The sequence below is a fragment of the Kitasatospora sp. NPDC041988 genome (assembly GCF_055588525.1).
The window spans coordinates 116,336-129,918 of record NZ_JBVJCO010000011.1 but is presented as its reverse complement, the minus strand read 5'-3'; the positions used below and the strand labels follow the sequence as shown (position 1 = coordinate 129,918).

At 71.9% G+C, this 13,583-nt stretch carries 14 protein-coding genes; 11 read left to right on the top strand and 3 right to left on the bottom strand.

Features of this window, described 5'->3' with window-relative positions:
• Positions 1-26: 26 nt before the first annotated feature.
• A complete protein-coding gene (locus tag ACZ6NC_RS14165; RefSeq protein WP_465732353.1) occupies positions 27-1,667 on the bottom strand; it encodes an APC family permease in 1,641 nt (546 codons plus the stop codon).
• A 257-nt stretch (positions 1,668-1,924) separates the two neighbouring features.
• Between ACZ6NC_RS14165 and tmpA the strand changes: the two genes are divergently transcribed.
• A complete protein-coding gene (gene tmpA / locus ACZ6NC_RS14160; RefSeq protein ID WP_465732351.1) occupies positions 1,925-3,499 on the top strand; it encodes a 2-trimethylaminoethylphosphonate dioxygenase in 1,575 nt (524 codons plus the stop codon).
• Between the two features lie 39 nt (positions 3,500-3,538).
• On the opposite strand, the gene ACZ6NC_RS14155 is transcribed toward tmpA, so the two are convergent.
• Positions 3,539-4,381: a GntR family transcriptional regulator gene (locus ACZ6NC_RS14155; protein ID WP_465732499.1), complete on the bottom strand. Its 843-nt coding sequence runs from the start codon at positions 4,379-4,381 to the stop codon at positions 3,539-3,541.
• A 330-nt stretch (positions 4,382-4,711) separates the two neighbouring features.
• On the opposite strand from ACZ6NC_RS14155, the gene ACZ6NC_RS14150 reads away from it, so the two are divergent.
• From ACZ6NC_RS14150 to ACZ6NC_RS14120, 7 genes are read left to right on the top strand one after another with little or no spacing between them, the layout of a single operon-like run.
• On the top strand, positions 4,712-5,884 hold the full coding sequence (locus tag ACZ6NC_RS14150; RefSeq protein WP_465732349.1) for an ABC transporter substrate-binding protein: 1,173 nt from the start codon (positions 4,712-4,714) through the stop codon (positions 5,882-5,884).
• A gap of 37 nt (positions 5,885-5,921) precedes the next feature.
• Positions 5,922-6,887, top strand: coding sequence for an ABC transporter permease (locus tag ACZ6NC_RS14145; protein WP_465732347.1), 966 nt, complete (start codon positions 5,922-5,924; stop codon positions 6,885-6,887).
• Positions 6,875-7,723, top strand: a complete 849-nt coding sequence (locus ACZ6NC_RS14140; protein ID WP_465732345.1) for an ABC transporter permease — start codon at positions 6,875-6,877, stop codon at positions 7,721-7,723. The genes ACZ6NC_RS14145 and ACZ6NC_RS14140 overlap by 13 nt, the downstream gene beginning before the upstream one ends.
• 20 nt (positions 7,724-7,743) lie before the next feature.
• Complete coding sequence (locus ACZ6NC_RS14135) at positions 7,744-8,829, top strand: ABC transporter ATP-binding protein (RefSeq protein ID WP_465732343.1); 1,086 nt, start codon at positions 7,744-7,746, stop codon at positions 8,827-8,829.
• A 35-nt stretch (positions 8,830-8,864) separates the two neighbouring features.
• Positions 8,865-9,539 carry an HAD family hydrolase gene (locus ACZ6NC_RS14130; RefSeq protein WP_465732341.1) on the top strand — a complete coding sequence of 225 codons (675 nt, stop codon included), beginning with the start codon at positions 8,865-8,867 and terminating at the stop codon, positions 9,537-9,539.
• Positions 9,540-9,545: 6 nt separating this feature from the next.
• Positions 9,546-9,866, top strand: a complete 321-nt coding sequence (locus ACZ6NC_RS14125) for a DMT family transporter (protein ID WP_465732339.1) — start codon at positions 9,546-9,548, stop codon at positions 9,864-9,866.
• Between the two features lie 29 nt (positions 9,867-9,895).
• The gene (locus tag ACZ6NC_RS14120) at positions 9,896-10,219 is read left to right on the top strand and encodes a hypothetical protein (protein ID WP_465732338.1); all 324 of its coding nucleotides are present in this window, start codon (positions 9,896-9,898) and stop codon (positions 10,217-10,219) included.
• 60 nt (positions 10,220-10,279) lie between these two features.
• Here the strand turns inward: ACZ6NC_RS14120 and ACZ6NC_RS14115 are convergent, their stop codons facing one another.
• The gene (locus ACZ6NC_RS14115; RefSeq protein ID WP_465732336.1) at positions 10,280-11,131 is read right to left on the bottom strand and encodes a MerR family transcriptional regulator; all 852 of its coding nucleotides are present in this window, start codon (positions 11,129-11,131) and stop codon (positions 10,280-10,282) included.
• Positions 11,132-11,234: 103 nt separating this feature from the next.
• Here ACZ6NC_RS14115 and ACZ6NC_RS14110 point away from each other — a divergent pair, with 103 nt between their 5' ends.
• The 3 genes from ACZ6NC_RS14110 to ACZ6NC_RS14100 all read left to right on the top strand — a co-directional run bounded on the left by ACZ6NC_RS14110 (position 11,235) and on the right by ACZ6NC_RS14100 (position 13,569).
• Positions 11,235-11,879 carry a DUF6461 domain-containing protein gene (locus ACZ6NC_RS14110; protein WP_465732334.1) on the top strand — a complete coding sequence of 215 codons (645 nt, stop codon included), beginning with the start codon at positions 11,235-11,237 and terminating at the stop codon, positions 11,877-11,879.
• Complete coding sequence (locus tag ACZ6NC_RS14105; protein ID WP_465732332.1) at positions 11,876-12,028, top strand: hypothetical protein; 153 nt, start codon at positions 11,876-11,878, stop codon at positions 12,026-12,028. Before ACZ6NC_RS14110 ends, ACZ6NC_RS14105 begins: the two co-directional genes overlap by 4 nt.
• 119 nt (positions 12,029-12,147) lie before the next feature.
• Positions 12,148-13,569 carry an endonuclease/exonuclease/phosphatase family protein gene (locus ACZ6NC_RS14100; protein WP_465732330.1) on the top strand — a complete coding sequence of 474 codons (1,422 nt, stop codon included), beginning with the start codon at positions 12,148-12,150 and terminating at the stop codon, positions 13,567-13,569.
• Positions 13,570-13,583: the final 14 nt, after the last annotated feature.

The following is a 13,583-nucleotide window of genomic DNA, read 5'->3' as shown; positions in this document are numbered from 1 at the left end:
GCACGGGGGCCGCTCCGGATCTCCGCTCAGTGCCCGCCGGCGTCCACCACCTCGACGCCGCGGATGTTCCGTTCGATCTCCTCCACCGGCAGGGCGACCGCCAGGGCCCAGTAGTAGATCACCAGGGAGAACACCACCACGACGAGCATGTCCCACCAGAGCGGCAGATTGCCCTGGGAGCCCTCGCCGAAGGAGCCCTGCCAGGAGGTCACGCCCATGCCGACCAGGTAGACCGGCAGCCACTGCCCCGCCTTGAAGTCCATCCGGGGCGCGTTCGGCACACCCTTCGACACCGCGTACGCGGAGTAGCCACCGAGCAGCAGGTAACCGATCAGGATCGCCAGGCCCAACCGCCACAGGGTGTCCCAGCCCGCCCAGTAGATGACCAGGCTCGCCACCGCGAAGGCGAGCGGCGAAATGATCGTGCCGCCGGGCAGGTGGTACGAACGCTCCAGCGCCGGCAGCCGCTTGCGCAGCACCCCGAAGGCCAGCGGCGCGCCCGCGTACATCAGCACGACGGCCGAGGTGATGAAGCCGACCAGCCGCTGCCAGCTCGGGAAGGGCAGGAAGCAGAGCACGCCGGCGACCCACGCGATGATCAGGCCCAGCCACGGTACCGAGCGCTTGTCGGTGAACTGCAGGTGCTGCGGCGCGTAGCCGTTGCGGCTCAGGCCGTAGGTGACCCGCGAGCTGGAGGTGATGTAGACCAGCCCGGTACCGGCCGGCGAGATGATCGCGTCGATGCGGAGGACGCTGGCCAGCCAGCCGAGGCCGATCAGCGTCGAGAGGCCCGCGAATGGCCCGCTGATCCCGGGGAAGTCGAGCGCGGGCCAGCCGCCGGCGAAGGTCTCCGGTGGCAGGGCCCCGATGAAGACCACCTGGAGCATGACGTAGATGATCGTGCCGATCACGACCGACCCGAGGACGGCCCGGGGGATGTCCCGGCGGGGGTTGCGGCTCTCGCCCGCCCACTGGATGGCCTGCTCGAAGCCGAGCAGCGCGAAGATCACCCCGCTGGTGCTGATCGCCACCAGTACGCCCTTGGCCCCGTCCGGCGCGAAGCCGTGGGCGGTGAAGTTGGAGCCGTGGAACTCCGTGAAGCCGAGCACGAAGATGGTCAGGACCGGGACGAGGACCTTCCACACGGTGGCCACGCTGTTGGTGTGGGCGAGCAGCCGCACGCCGAGGAAGTTGATCGCGACGAAGACGCCCAGCAGCGCGGCCGCGACGAAGAACCCTTCGGTGGTCAGCGTCTCGTTCGGGTTCAGCAGACCGTCCGCCCAGGACCAGTGCTGGGCGTAGTTGATCATCGCCTGGACCTCGATCGGCGCGATCGTCGCGGCCTGCAGCCAGGTGAACCAGCCGAACGACATCCCCGCGAAGCCGCCGAACGCGTAGTGCGGATACCGCGCCGTACCGCCCGCCACCGGGAACAGCCCGCCCAGCTCGGCGTGGACCAGCGCCAGGAGGATGATCGCCACCGCCCCGATCCCCCACGAGATGAGCGCCGCCGGCCCCGCCGCCACCGCCGCTTTCTCCGCTCCGAACAGCCAGCCGGAGCCGATGATCGCACCGACCGAGGCCCAGAGCAGCCCGATCATGCCGACTTCGCGTTTCAGCCCGGTGTGCCCCGAAGCCATCGGGGCCTGAGCAGTGGGGTGAGCCATGGGGCGGCCGCCTCTCACGTCGGGGAAATCCACCCCGACAGTGCCGCAGCACCGGCAGATCCCCCACGCCGCAACGCGCTGCCACCCGCTCCTGTCACCCGAACGGCCACTCGCCACGCGGGAGCCACGCCTCGGGGGCGCTTGTTCCCGCGGGGTTCATCACGGCGACACCCCGATCTCACCGGGGACCGGCAGGCTCCGGCCAGGGGTGAAGTTGGCTATACAACTCCCCCGGGACACCGCCGAGGAGGAGACCCATGACCGAGCTGCCGCCGTACTGGCTGCGCGACAACTGCCCGTGTGCCGAATGCCGGGATCCGCGGAACGGGCAGAAGCTGTTCCGGATCGACGACCTGCCGGACGATCTCGCCGTCGCCGCGCAGGCCGAGCTGAACGGGCACCTGGAGGTGCTCTGGTCGGACGGGCACCGGTCGCGGTACCGGCTGGAGTGGCTCGACGAGACGGCCGAGGGGGACGGTCGGACGGAGACGGAGAAGCGGCTCTGGGTGGCGGCGGACTTCGCCCGCGGCATCCCGGAGGCGAACTGGGCGGCGTACCTGGCCGACCCGGCCGAGCAGGCCGCCGTCCTCGGCGCCGTCCGGCGCAGCGGGTTCGCCGTCCTGCGCGGGGTGCCGGCCATGGAGCGCCAGGTGCTGGCGGTGGCGGAGAGCTTCGGCTACGTCCGGGTCACCAACTACGGCGAGCTATTCGACGTCCGGGTCGAGCCCGACCCCAACAACCTCGCCTTCACCAGCGTCGCGATCGCCCCGCACACCGACAACCCGTACCGGGACCCGGTCCCGACCCTCCAGCTGCTGCACTGCCTGGAGAACTCGGCGACCGGCGGGGACTCCGGGCTGGTGGACGGGTTCAAGGCCGCCGCGGTCCTGCGCGAGGAGGCGCCGGAGGACTTCGCCGTCCTCATCCGCACCCCCGTGCCGTTCGTCTTCCGCGACCGCCGGACCGAACTGCGTGCCGACCGGCCGCTGATCGAGGTGGACGCGCTCGGCCGGATCCGCGAGGTGCGGTTCAACAACCGGTCGATCGGCACCCTGCGCGGGAGTGACACAGCGGCCTTCTACGCCGCCTACCGGCGCTTCGCCGCGATCACGCTCCGCCCCGAGCTGCAGCTGGAGTTCCGGCTCGACCGCGGCGACTGCCTGGTCTTCGACAACACCCGCCTCCTGCACGCCCGTACGGCCTTCGAACAGGACGGCTCGCGCCACCTCCAGGGCTGCTACGCCGACCTCGACTCCCTGTCGAGCACTATCGCCGTGCTGCGCCGGCGCGCCGCCGCGCTGGACACCATCGCCGAGCTGTTCTCGGGCGAGGGCGCCGGGGAGTACCTGGGCGAGGCGGTCACCATGGCCGAGCACATGCTGCAGGCCGGCGCGGCCGCCGAGGCGGCGGGCGCGCCAGACCACCTCGTCGCCGCCGCGCTGCTGCACGACGTGGGCCACTTCCACGGCACCCTGCACGGGCGGGACCTGATGGAGGGCCAGGACAACCGGCACAGCGACACCGGCGCGCAGTGGCTGGCCCGATGGTTCGGCCCGGAGGTCACCGAGCCGGTCCGGCTGCACGTGGCGGCCAAGCGCTACCTGTGCGCGGTCGAGCCCGGCTACCGCGAACGGCTCTCCGAGGCCTCCGAGTTCACGCTCCGGGTGCAGGGCGGCCCGATGGGCGAGGAGCAGGCCGCCGCGTTCGCCGCCACCCCGGGCGCCGAGGACGCCGTCGCCGTGCGGCGCTGGGACGAGCAGGCCAAGGAGGCCGACGCACGCACGCCCGGCTTCGATCACTTCCGCCCGCTGCTGGCGTCCCTCATGCGCTGAACGGGGAGCGGGCGGCCCGGCCGGGCCGCCAGCCGGGGGTCAGTCCTGCTCCCGGGCGTGCCGCGAAAGTGCCGATGTGGCCAGCGAGTTGTGCACACTGAACGCCACCGTGCCCGGCAGGTAGCGGTCCTGGGACCACTCCACCGGGGTGCCGGTCGGGTCGGTGGTCCGCCGCCGCTCGCGCAGCAGCGGGCCGCCGCGGCGGCAGCCGAGCAGCCGGGCGTCCTCCGCATTGGCGGCGACGATGTCGATGGTGTGGTCGGCGTCGGTGAACAGGATGCCATGCTCGCGCAGGACTTCGGTGTGCGAGACCACGTCGGCCGGCAGCTGGGCGACGATCTCGCCGACGCGCGGCGGGTAGATCGTCCGCTCCACCATCACCGGCGTGCCGGAGAGCGTGCGCAGCCGGACGGTCACATACACCTCGGAGCCCGGCTCCAGCCGCAGTTGCTCGCGCTCGGCGGCGTCGGCCGGGCGGCGGACCAGCGAGTCCAGGATGCCGCCGGGCTCCTCGCCCATCGAGTACGCCCAGTGCGTGAAGCTGAGCAGCTCGGAGAAGCTCTGCACCCGGGCGGTGCCGAGCACCACCCGCCGGGTGCCGCGCCGGGAGGTGACCAGCCCGTCCGAGCGGAGCACGGCCAGCGCCTGGCGGACGGTGCCGCGCGAGACGCCGTACTGCTCCGCCAGCGCGCCCTCGGCGGGCAGCCGGCCGGCCTCGCCGTACGTGCCGGTGGTGATCGCCTCACGCAGGTCGGCGGCCACCTTGCGGTAGAGCGCTCCGGCGGCGCGGTCCTGGCCGGCCGGCGCGGCCGCAAAGGCGGAGGCGGAAGCAGCGGGGGCGGAGGCAGCGGGGGCCTCGGGGCGTTCGGGCTCCAGTGCCACGTCAGTCAAAGTCCCTCCTGGGGCGGTGTCCTGCGCAGCCGTACCGGCGCGGACAGCCCGACCTTATCCCGCTGCGCCTTCGAAGCATCGCATCCGGTTGATCACTCCCCGATGGCCCGATTCGACCGTTCCCACAGCCGACTCCGGTTCTGGGCCAGCCGTTCACCTTCCCGTCACCGGACTCCGGCGTACTTACCCCCGTCAGCGAAGTTGGCTAGTCAACTCGGACGGTTTCGAACAGCCGGCCCAGGGACCCGAAGAGCCGTTCGCGCGACCCGATCCCCCGATCTCGACATCTCTCGCAGTACCCCCCGATCAGGAGACTGACCCGTGACCGTGCACCGTGCCCGCGCCGCCGCCTTCGCGGCCGTACTGACCGCCGCCGCGCTCTCCCTCACCGCCTGCGGTTCCGCCGGTTCGTCCACCGCGAAGTCCGGCGACGCCGCCAAGGCCGGCGCCAAGGACGCCAAGGACGCCACCTCCGCCGCCGACCTCGGCGGCATGGACGCCCTCGTCGCCGCGGCCAAGAAGGAGGGCAAGCTGCACGTGATCACGCTGCCCAAGGACTGGGCCAACTACGGCAAGATCATGGACTCGTTCAAGGCCAAGTACGGCATCGAGATCGAGGACGAGAACCCGGACGGTTCCAGCCAGGACGAGATCAACGCGATCACCTCCCGCAAGGGCCAGGACCGCGCCCCCGACGTGGTCGACCTGGGCAGCGCCTTCGCGATCCAGGCGGTCAAGGACGGCCTGCTCGCCCCCTACAAGGTCGCCACCTTCGACAAGGTGGCGGACAGCATGAAGGACCCGAGCGGCGCCCGCGTCAACGACTACGGCGGCTACATCTCCATCGGCTGCGACGCCAAGAAGATCGCCAACTGCCCGAAGACCTTCGCCGACCTGCTCAAGCCCGAGTACAAGGGCCAGGTCGCGCTGAACGGCAACCCGACCAAGTCCGGCTCGGCCTTCGGCGGCGTCTACGCGGCCGCGCTGGCCAACGGCGGCTCGCTGGACAACATCCAGCCCGGCATCGACTACTTCGGCAAGCTGAAGCAGTCCGGCAACTTCAACCCGGTCGAGTCCACCCCGGCCACCATCGAGAAGGGCGAGACCCCGATCTCGATCGACTGGTCCTACCTGAACGCCGGCTACAGCGACCAGTTCAAGGACAAGGGCGTCGACTGGAAGGTCTCCGTCCCCAGCGACGGCAGCTACGCCCAGTTTTACAACCAGGGCATCAACAAGTACGCCCCGCACCCGGCGGCCGCCCGCCTGTGGCAGGAGTACCTGTTCAGCGCCGAGGGCCAGAACCTCTTCCTCGGCGGCTACGCCACCCCGGCCACCTTCGACGCCCTGAAGAAGGACGGCACCCTCGACGCCGCGGCCGCCGCCAAGCTGCCCACCGTCGAGAAGCCCTTCACCACCTTCCCGACCCAGGACCAGATCACGGCCGCCAAGAAGGTCGTGACCGAGAACTGGACCAAGGCCATCGCGGGCTGACACCCGGCCGCAGCAACCCGAACGGGCTGATCCACTCATGACCACGGCTCCCACCCCGGTGCCGACCACCCCCGCCGCCACCGACCTCGGTGGCGGCGCGGGGGCGTCCGCCACCGCCACGACCACCACCCCCACCCCCGGCCGGCGCGCCCGCCGGCGCCCGCGCGGCGGCGCCTGGCTCGCCACCGTGCCGCTCTTCCTCTTCTTCCTGATCGGCTTCGGCCTCCCCACCGTCGCCATCGTGATCGGCGCCTTCACCACCTCCACCGACGCGGAGGGCGGTGGCGGCCAGTTCACCTTCGACAACATCACCGCCTCCGTCCAGGGCGCGTACTGGACGGCGATGGTCAGCAGCCTCAAGCTGTCCGCGCTCACCGCGCTGCTCGCCACCCTGATCGGCCTGCCGATCGCCCAGGCCGTAGTGACCTCCCGGAACGGCTGGCTGCGCCAGGCCGTGCTGACCGCCTCCGGCGTGCTCGCCAACTTCGGCGGCCTGCCGCTCGCCTTCGCGTTCGTCGCCACCCTCGGCAACGCGGGCGAGGTCACCAAGCTGCTCCACCTGACCGACCACGGCTGGTCGCTCTACTCCTTCACCGGCCTGACCATCGTCTACCTGTACTTCCTCATCCCGCTGATGGTGCTCACCATCACCCCGGCCCTGGACGGCCTGCGGGTGCAGTGGCGCGAGGCCGCCCACAACAACCGGGCCACCACCGTGCAGTACTGGCGCCACGTCGCACTGCCGATCCTGCTGCCCTCGCTGCTCGGCGGCTTCGTACTGCTCTTCGGCAGCGCCTTCGCCGCGTACGCCACCGCCGCCGCCATGGTCGGCGCGACCGTGCCGCTGGTCAGCCGCTCGATCGCGGACGCGCTCTCCGGCAACGTGCTGGTCGGCCAGGGCAACCTCGCGCTCGCCCTCAGCCTCAACATGATCGTGGTGGCCGTCCTGGTGATGGCCGTGTACCTCCCCCTCCAGCGCCGGAGTGCCCGATGGCTCAGCTGACCTCCGCCCCTTCCAAGTCCCCGCGCCGCCCGGTGCGTTGGTGGCGCGGCGCCGTCCTGCTGCTCGCCGGTGTCTACTTCGTCGTGCCGCTGGCCGCCGCCGGCTACTTCTCGATCGACGACTCGAAGGGCTTCTCCTTCGAGGCCTACACCGGCCTGCTGAGCGCCGAGGGCTTCCTCGACAGCCTCTGGCTCACCCTCGGGCTCGCCGTCGTCACCGTCCTGGTGCTGCTGCTCCTGCTGGTACCGGCGCTGATCGCCGTCCGGCTCGGCGTACCGAAGCTCCGTCCGGTGATCGACGTGCTCTGCACCCTGCCGCTGGTCGTCCCGCCGGTCGCACTGACCGCCGGCCTGATCGGCGTGCTCCGCTGGGGCCCGGACTACCTGATGGACACGCCGTTCTTCCAGACCTTCGTGTTCGTCCAGGACCCCGACTTCCCGCTGGTCCTGGTCATCGCCTACGTGCTGATGGCGCTCCCGCTCGCCTACCGGGCGCTGGACGCCGGCCTGCGGGCGGTCGACGTGCGCACCCTGGTCGAGGCCGCCCGCAACTGCGGCGCGAGCTGGCCGCGCGCCGTGTTCACCGTGGTGCTGCCCAACCTGCGCGGCGCACTGCTGAACGCCTCCTTCCTGACCCTGGCGCTGGTGCTCGGCGAGTTCACCGCCGCCTCGATCCTCGGCTACCAGCCCTTCCCGGTGTGGATCTACTCGGTCGGCAACAGCCAGGCCCACATGTCGGTCGCGGTCTCCATCCTGAGCCTGCTGATCACCTGGCTGCTGCTGCTCCTGCTGGCCACCGTCGGCCGCGAGCGCCGCCACAAGACCACCACCTCCTGAAACCCCCGGAGTTGCCCACCATGACCACGGTTACCGCCCCCGCCGCCGGCGTCCCCCTCGCACCCGGCAGCGCGACCGTCGAATTCCGCACGCTGCGCCGCTCGTTCGGCGCCACCACCGCGCTGGACGGCCTCGACCTGACCGTCCACCCGGGTGAACTCCTCGCCCTGCTCGGCCCGTCCGGCTGCGGCAAGACCACCGCGCTGCGCATCCTCGCCGGCTTCGAGCAGCACGACTCCGGCCAGGTGCTGGTGGACGGCCAGGACATCACCCGGATCCCGGCCCACCGGCGCGACGCGGGCATGGTGTTCCAGTCGTACAGCCTCTTCCCGCACCTGACCGCCGCCGACAACGTCGCCTTCGGGATGCGCATGCGCGGCACCGGCAAGGCCGAACGCCGCAGGCGCGCCCAGGAGCTGCTGGAGCTGGTCGGCCTTCCGCAGCACGCCGACCGCTACCCGCACCAGATGTCCGGCGGCCAGCAGCAGCGCATCGCACTCGCCCGGGCCCTGGCGTTGCAGCCGCGCGTGCTGCTGCTCGACGAGCCGCTCTCCGCGCTGGACGCCAAGGTCCGACTCTCGCTGCGCGAGGAGATCCGCCGCCTCCAGCAGGAGCTGGGGATCACCACCCTGTTCGTCACCCACGACCAGGAGGAGGCCCTCTCGATGGCCGACCGGGTCGCGGTGCTGCGCTCCGGCCGGCTGGAGCAGTGCGCCACCCCGTCCGAGCTGTACGCCCGCCCGGCCACCGCCTTCGTCGCCGAGTTCGTCGGCACCATGAGCCGGATCCCGTGCTACCGCTCCGGCGACGGCGTGGCGACCCTCGGCCGTCGGCACGAGGTGGACGGCGCGGTTCCCTCCGGCGGCGAGCTGGACGTGCTCGTGCGGCCCGAGAACGTGTCGTTGACCCCGGCCGCGGACGGCCAGGCACTGGTGGTCTCCGCGTCCTTCCTCGGCGCCGTCACCCGTCTCACCGTCCGCCTCGACGACGGCACCGAAGTCAAGGCCGACCTGCCGACCGAGGCCGCCGCCGCCCTGCCGACCGGCTCACGCGCCGCGATCGCCCTGCCGGATCGGCCCGTCCTCGTGGACCGCCGTACCGTGTGAACCACCATCTCCCAGGAACCACCGAAGGTACCGCCATGCCTGCATCCGCCATGCCCGCCGCCGTCCTGTTCGACATGGACGGCACCCTGGTCGACACCGAGCACCTCTGGTGGGAGGCCGCCGCCGAACTCGCCGACGAGCTCCACCACTCGCTCACCGACCAGGACGCCCCCGAAGTGCTCGGCCAGGCCGTCGAGCACACCGCCGCCCACCTGCACCGGGTCAGCGGCACCGAACTCAGCGAGGCCGAACTCGCCGACCGGCTCGGCGAGTCCTTCGCCGGCAAGGTCGCCGCCTCCACCGTCCCCCGGCCGGGCGCCCTGGCCCTGCTCGCCGAGCTGCGGGAGGCCCGGGTGCCCACCGCGCTGGTCTCCGCGTCCCCGCGCCGGGTGGTCGACCTCGTCCTGGGCACCATCGGCCGCGACTGGTTCGCCGTCACCCTGGCCGCCGAGGACACACCCCGCACCAAGCCCGCGCCCGACCCCTACCTCGCGGCCGCCGAGCGGCTCGGCCTCGACCCGGCGGTCTGCGTCGCCGTCGAGGACACCCCGACCGGCGTCGCCTCGGCGACCGCGGCGGGCTGCGCGGTGCTCGCCGTGCCGTCCAGCGACGTGGCGATCCCCGACGGCTCCCGCGTCACGCTGCTCGACAGTCTGGTCCACGCCGACCTCGCCCTGCTCGGGAAGCTCGGCGCCACGCCGGCGGTTTGACCGGCCATGGCCTATCTTCTACTCGCCCTCGCCATCATCAGCGAGGTCTGCGCCACCAGCGCCCTCAAGCTCACCGAGGGCTTCACCCGCCTCTGGCCGAGCATCGGCGTCGCCGTCGGCTACGTGCTCTCCTTCGCGCTGCTGGGCAAGGCACTGAAGCACATCCCGGTCTCGGTCGCGTACGCGGTGTGGTCGGGCGCCGGGACGGCCGCCGTGGCCGGGATAGGCGTGGTCGCCTTCGGCGAGTCACTCGGCCGGCTCCAGTGGCTGGGCCTGGCCCTGATCATCGTCGGCGTGGTGGTGCTCAACCTGAAGGGCGGTCACTGAGCCGCGTCGGGTGTGCGAGCATTTCGGACATGCTGACCTTCGAGACCCTCGCCAAGTGGCTGGAGACGCGGTACGGGTGGCAACGCCCCGAGCGGCGGATCGCCGATCGCGGCTTCGCGTACTCGGTCGACACCCAGCCGGACGCCTACCTCGACGGAGACCAGGGTGCGATGACCTGGGGCAACGGCCCGCTCATCGTGCTCAAGCGCACCGGAGCCGTATGGTCGCTGGGCTCCAGCCCAGTGTTCCTCCCGTTGTTCCAGGCCCGCACCGAGGCCGAGTTCGAGAAGGCGGTGGCGACGGCGATGCCCGGCGTGGACCCGCAGCGGCCACACGAGGTCATCCCCTTCTGAGAGCCGCTCGGAGTGGGAAGTCGGCCGGTCCGACTTCCCACTCCGAGCCCGGTGCTGCGATCAGCCGGCCGTCGCGTCCTCGATCGGCCAGGCGATCTCCAGGCGGTTCTCCGGGTGGCCGGGCGTGCCGGTCCAGTGGCGGAAGATCTCCTGGACCGGGCCGGCGAACGCGAAGCCGTGCTCGGTGATCCAGCTCGCGACGGCGTCGTACGCGGTGTGGATCTGCGGGAACACGGCCGCCGCGCCCTCCACCACCGTGCTCGCGTAGGTACCCTCCGGGACGTCCAGCACGTACATCCCGTCCGGCAGGTCCGCCGGCTGCGCGCCGGTCGCCGAGAACGGCAGGCAGGCCTCGACCAGGGTCTCGCTGTCCTCGTTGCACAGTCCGTGGTAGCGGGCGAACGCCGGCCCGGCGAAGGTGAGCGGGCCCTGGCCCGCGACGCTGTACATCTCCCGATACGCAGGGAGCATGAACCCGTCCAGGGCGGGCTGGTTCAGCGTCGCACTGCGGACCAGCGCGCGTACTGCGGTGCCCTCGCGGATGGTGACACGGTGCTGCATTTCTTCTCCCTCGGTCAGCCGGGCCAACAGGCTGTGGACGACGGAACGCTGGACCTCCAGCCGGCGCTCGGCACCCGTCAGGTGTTCGCGCACGGCCGCCGCCAGCTCCGCACCGTCCTCGCCGCCCGCGAGCAGGCAGCGCACCTGCTCGATCGGCATGTCGAGTTGCCGCAGCGCCCGGATCAACTGGGCCGTCCGGAGCTGGTCGCGCCGGAAGTAGCGGTAGCCGCTCTCCGGATCGACCAGGGCCGGCGCCAGCACGCCGCTTGCGTCGTAGTGCCGCAGGGTGGTGACCGAGAGGCCACTGGCCTGCGCGAACTGCCCGATCGGCAGCAGGTTCGTCCTGTCCACGGAGGAGACTGTGCCGTCTCGGGTTACCCGAGAGTCAAGCGGTGGCCCCGCTGCCCGGGGTGTGCCCGGTGATGTGTCAGTCCCATGCGCAACGGTGGTCACCATGACAGACGGAATCACCTGGCTCGCCGCTCCCCAGTCCATCGCCTACGGGGGCTACAGCGTGGTGCTGGCCCGCGGTCTCGACGCGGAGGAGCTGGTATCGCGGCTCACCGCGGCCGTGTTCGGGCTGAAGCGCACCGCACGCCCCCTCGGCGAGCTCACCGGCAGCGAGCTGACCGAGGAGTTGGAGGACGAGTACGGCGACGCCTTCGACGGGATCGGCCTGCGGTACGGGCGGGACGGCGAGTGGTCGTTCGTGGTCAGGTACGGCGGCTGGCAGGGAGAGTTCGGCAGCGAACCTCCACTGTCCCGCGGCGGCGCCCACGTCTACTTCCTGGAGTACGAGGAGGAGAACGGGAAGCCGGTGCCGCCGCAGTTCGCGTACCTCCACGACGAGCGCCTGATGTGCGCGTTCAACCTTCATCTGGACGGCTCGTGGGGCTACGACGGCGTCCGCGGGGACCGGGAGGTGGCCGCTCGCGTCGAGGGCATGCTGACCGCCGCCGGACTGCCGGACGAGAACATGGCCCGCCGCGACGTCCACCGCACCTCGCTGGAGATCATCGAGCGGTGCTTCGGCCTCTCGCTGCCCCGGGCGCGCATCGTGGACGGGGCCCTCCCGGCGGTGGACCTGGAGATCGAGTGACCCTTGCCGGCTACCCGCTCCGGGACGACCACCCCGGCCCGGCCAACCTCCTCTTCCTGCTCGTCCTCAGCGTCAGCACCGTTCTCCTCAACGCGACCATCGGCCAAGCGATCCAACGCCGTTCGTCAACGACCAAGACTCAACAGTGAGTTGTCCATCCTTCTGGCGTCCGGTCATGCCTCGTTCACACGGAGTATGTCGCCCTTCGGGTCAATAGGCGTCTAGTTGTTCAGCCAACTAGCCGCTCTCCCCGACCCGAAGGACCCTCGTGGCCACAGGCAGCTCCCTCACCCTCGCCTCGCCCGCCAGCCCCACCGAAGGCGACAAGCTCACCTTCCACTGGAGCACCACCGCCCCCGACCCGAAGAACTGGGTCGGCATCTACGACGGCACCCGCCAGCCCGGCACCGGCTCGTCCCTGCTCTGGAAGTACACCCCCGGCGCCTCGGGCGACATCCAGCTCGACACCTCCGCCCTCACCGGCGGCCCGTACACCGCGTACCTGCTCGCCAAGGACGGCTACGGCATCCTCGCCCAGACCGCGCCGTTCTCCTTCCGCCCCAAGCCCGCTCCCGTCCGCCCGCACCTGGCCGTGGACGCGCTCACCGCGACCGCCGTGGCGCCCGGCGGTGCCGTCTCCGTCAAGCTCGGCGGCCTCTGGTGCCGCCCGGCCGGCACCCCGACGTTCCGCAAGATCAGCGGGCCCTCCTGGCTCGCGGTGGCCGCCGACGGCACGGTGACCGGCACCGCTCCCTCGACCACCGGTGAGGTGCAGGCCGTCATCGGCGTCAAGGACACCGCCGGTGTCACCGACACCCTCACCCTCACCGTCCCGGTCGCCGACCCGGCAGCCGCGCCGCGCCTGAAGGCGGCCAGCTGGAACCTCGCCAACGCCGGCGCCGCCTTCACCGACGCGCCGGAGAAGCAGCTGCGCGCCGTCCTCACCCAGGGCCTGGACGTGCTCGCCCTCCAGGAGACCGCCGGGACGGCCGCCCAGAGCCTGGCCACCGCCCTCGGCTGGTTCGCCTACCAGAGCGCCGGCAGCGTCGGCATCCTCAGCCGGTACCCGCTCGCCTCCGTCACGGCCGTGACCGCCTCGCTGCCCGCCGCCGGGGCCACCCTCCAACTGCCCGGGGGCCGCAGCGTCCGCTTCTGGGCCGCGCACCTGGACGAGACGAACTACGGCCCGTACGCCGTCCAGGACGGCCAGAGCGCCGCACAGGTGGAGGCCGCCGAGACCGCCTCCACCCGCGGCCAGCAGGCCCGGGCGCTGGCCGCGGCCGTGCAGGCCGACATCACCGCCGGCCGCGCCGTCGTCCTCGGCGCCGACCTCGCCTCACCCTCCCACCTGGACTGGACGGCGGCCGCCGCGCCCGCGCACAGCGGCGTCGGCCCGCTCAACTGGCCCGTCACGGTGGCCCTCCAGGGCGCCGGCCTGGCCGACTCCTACCGTCGCGCCCACTCCGACCCGGTGGCTGCACCGGGCGCCACCTGGTCGCCGACCCGCAAGCAGCGCGCCGCCGGAAAGGCCGAGCCGCAGGACCGCATCGCCGCCGTCCACTTCGCCGGCCCGCTCACCCCGGTCGAGGCCCACACCCTCACCACCGGCTGGCCGCAGCCGGACCCGAACGCCGCCGGCAACGGCTGGCCCTCGGACTGCGCCGCCGCCGTCGCCACCTTCCAGCTCTGAGAGGCCTGTTCGCG

What these genes read in the sequence shown, in the direction of transcription:
- ACZ6NC_RS14165 (WP_465732353.1), bottom strand. Translation starts at nt 1,667, where the DNA reads ATGGCTCACCCCACTGCTCAGGCCCCGATGGCTTCGGGGCACACCGGG.
- tmpA (WP_465732351.1), top strand. Translation starts at nt 1,925, where the DNA reads ATGACCGAGCTGCCGCCGTACTGGCTGCGCGACAACTGCCCGTGTGCC.
- ACZ6NC_RS14145 (WP_465732347.1), top strand. Translation starts at nt 5,922, where the DNA reads ATGACCACGGCTCCCACCCCGGTGCCGACCACCCCCGCCGCCACCGAC.
- ACZ6NC_RS14140 (WP_465732345.1), top strand. Translation starts at nt 6,875, where the DNA reads ATGGCTCAGCTGACCTCCGCCCCTTCCAAGTCCCCGCGCCGCCCGGTG.
- ACZ6NC_RS14135 (WP_465732343.1), top strand. Translation starts at nt 7,744, where the DNA reads ATGACCACGGTTACCGCCCCCGCCGCCGGCGTCCCCCTCGCACCCGGC.
- ACZ6NC_RS14130 (WP_465732341.1), top strand. Translation starts at nt 8,865, where the DNA reads ATGCCTGCATCCGCCATGCCCGCCGCCGTCCTGTTCGACATGGACGGC.
- ACZ6NC_RS14125 (WP_465732339.1), top strand. Translation starts at nt 9,546, where the DNA reads ATGGCCTATCTTCTACTCGCCCTCGCCATCATCAGCGAGGTCTGCGCC.
- ACZ6NC_RS14120 (WP_465732338.1), top strand. Translation starts at nt 9,896, where the DNA reads ATGCTGACCTTCGAGACCCTCGCCAAGTGGCTGGAGACGCGGTACGGG.
- ACZ6NC_RS14110 (WP_465732334.1), top strand. Translation starts at nt 11,235, where the DNA reads ATGACAGACGGAATCACCTGGCTCGCCGCTCCCCAGTCCATCGCCTAC.